Below are 2,077 nucleotides of genomic sequence, written 5' to 3' on the forward strand. Positions count from 1 at the left end.
CGATGACCAGGACCTTGTATCGAAGCGAGGCATCGACAATGGCGTTGAGCATGATGGGTGATCTCTCTCAGTGGCCTTCGCCGATTTGCGACTTCAGCAGCCGCGCTTTCAGGGCGTATGCCCCCTCGGCAACCACCTGCTCACCAGCCTTCACTCCGGCCTTGACCACCGTGCGTCCGCCGACCTTGTCGCCGGGTTCGATGGCCCTCGGCTCGAAGCCGCCGCCTTCGGCCACGAACACCGTGGGCTGCCCTTGCAGCAGCAGAATCGCCGCGCTGGGCACCGACAGCGCCGGCGCACGCGCCGCACCGGTCTCGATCGTGGCGCTGGCAAACATCTCGGGTTTGAGCCTGCCGTCCTTGTTGGGGACCTCGATGCGTGCGGGAGTCGTGCGGCTGTCCTTGTCGAGCATGCTGGCGACGTAGGTCACGCGACCGGAGAAGCGCTCGTTCGGGTAGGCATTGACGGTGACCGTTGCCGCGGCGCCGACCTTCACGCGCGCGAGCTTGTCCTCGGTCAGATCGGCCTCGATCCAGACCGTCGAGAGGTCGGCCACGGAGAACAGCGGCTCCGCGGGAGAACCCAGTTCGCCGATCGTGGCCTTCTTCTGGACCACCGTTCCGCTCAGAGGGGCGGTGAGGGAGAAGGTCGACGCGGCGCGTTCGGTGTGTGACGCGGTACCTCCCAACAGGCGCAACTTGTCTTCTGCTGCGTGGAGGTCGGCGTTTGCCGTCTCCAGTGAGGACTTGGCGCGCAGGAGTTCGCGCTGCGGGATGATCTCGTCCTTGGCCAGCGACTCCGCGCGGGCGTAGTCGGCCTGCGCGACACGCTGTGCCGATCGCGCCCGCTCCAGGGCAGACTGTGCTTCGCCAAGGGCCAGGCTGTCGAGGACGGCCAGCACCTGGCCGGCCTTGACGGCGTCACCCAGCTTCGCGGTGACCTGCACGATGCGCCCTTCGACACGCGGCGCCACGCGGGCCACACGATCCTGGTTCGGCCGGATCGTCGCGGTGACGGTCACCGTGTCGGCGAAGCCTTGCTCCGCGAGCTTCTCGAGCTTGATGCCGGCGCGCTGCGCTTCTTCGGCCGAAAGCTTCAGGCCGCCTTCCTCCTTGTGCTCTCCCCCGGGAGCGGAAGCGGCCTTCTCAGCGGACTTGGCCTCGGCGGATTTCTCTCCGCCGCCACAGGCGGACAGGGCGCCTGCCAGAGCGAGGGCCAGCGTCGTCAGCACCAGCGATGTGGACGAGCCGTGCGGTTTCGAGTTCTTCATGGTTGGGTTCCTTCTTGCGGCCAGCCGGCCGCGAGTTCGAGGGCAATGCGGGTGCTCTGGTAGTCGGCAAGCGCGTCGATCAGGTCGCGCCTGGCATCCAGGGACTGCCGGCTGACGACGATCAGTTCGAGCAGGCCGATCTGCCCCGCTTGTTGCGACTTGACGGAGAGTTGCTGGTTGTCCGCCAGGGCAGGGAGCACGGACTCCTGCAGCCGGCGAATCCGATCCTCGAGGCTGGCCAGCCGCGTCCACAGCGAACTGACGCTTGCGCGCGCGTCGCGCTGCGCCGCCTGCCGCTCGATCTGGACCTGCGTGAGCTCGGTCTGGGCTGCGCCGATGCCTGTGGAATTGCGCTTGAACAGCGGCAACGGCACGGACAGGGTCAGGGTCGTCAAGCGTTCGCGCGCCGATCCGGGCCCCTCGCGACCGACGTTCAGGCCCACGGTCACGTCCGGGTAGGTGCTGGCCCGTTCGAGCTTCAGCCGCGCGGCGGCACTGGTCTCGCGCGCCGCCAGTGCGCCGGCGCGAGGCTGGTTGTCGGCGCTCGCGAGCAGGGCGTCGAGCGAGTAGCCGGGGCGCTGCGCCGAGAGTTCACCTGTAGCCATCGGCAGGCTTCCTGGCGGCAGTTGCAACTGCCTGGCCAACTCGGCGCGTGCTTCGAGCAGTTGCTCCTGAATCTGGGCCAACAGATTGCGCGCGCGTTCGGCCTCGACGCGAGCGACGTTGGCGTCGAGCCGCGTGTCCTCACCCGCCTGCCGTCTTCGCTGCACCGCGGCGGCCGTGTCATCGAACAGCTTCAGCGCCTGC

At 68.1% G+C, this 2,077-nt stretch carries 2 protein-coding genes; both read right to left on the reverse strand.

Annotated elements, in window-relative coordinates; translation table 11 throughout:
• Positions 1-67: 67 nt before the first annotated feature.
• Complete coding sequence (locus D9C15_RS06980; RefSeq protein ID WP_127996733.1) at positions 68-1,270, reverse strand: efflux RND transporter periplasmic adaptor subunit; 1,203 nt, start codon at positions 1,268-1,270, stop codon at positions 68-70.
• On the reverse strand, positions 1,267-2,077 hold an 811-nt coding region (locus tag D9C15_RS06985; RefSeq protein ID WP_205854744.1), incomplete at its 5' end, for a TolC family protein. The genes D9C15_RS06985 and D9C15_RS06980, both read right to left, overlap by 4 nt.

Source organism: Piscinibacter defluvii, assembly GCF_004011805.1.
Taxonomy (GTDB): Bacteria; Pseudomonadota; Gammaproteobacteria; order Burkholderiales; family Burkholderiaceae_C; genus Piscinibacter; species Piscinibacter defluvii.

Excerpts from the sequence above, each read along its gene's own strand:
- D9C15_RS06980 (WP_127996733.1), bottom strand. The coding sequence starts at position 1,270 with ATGAAGAACTCGAAACCGCACGGCTCGTCCACATCGCTGGTGCTGACG.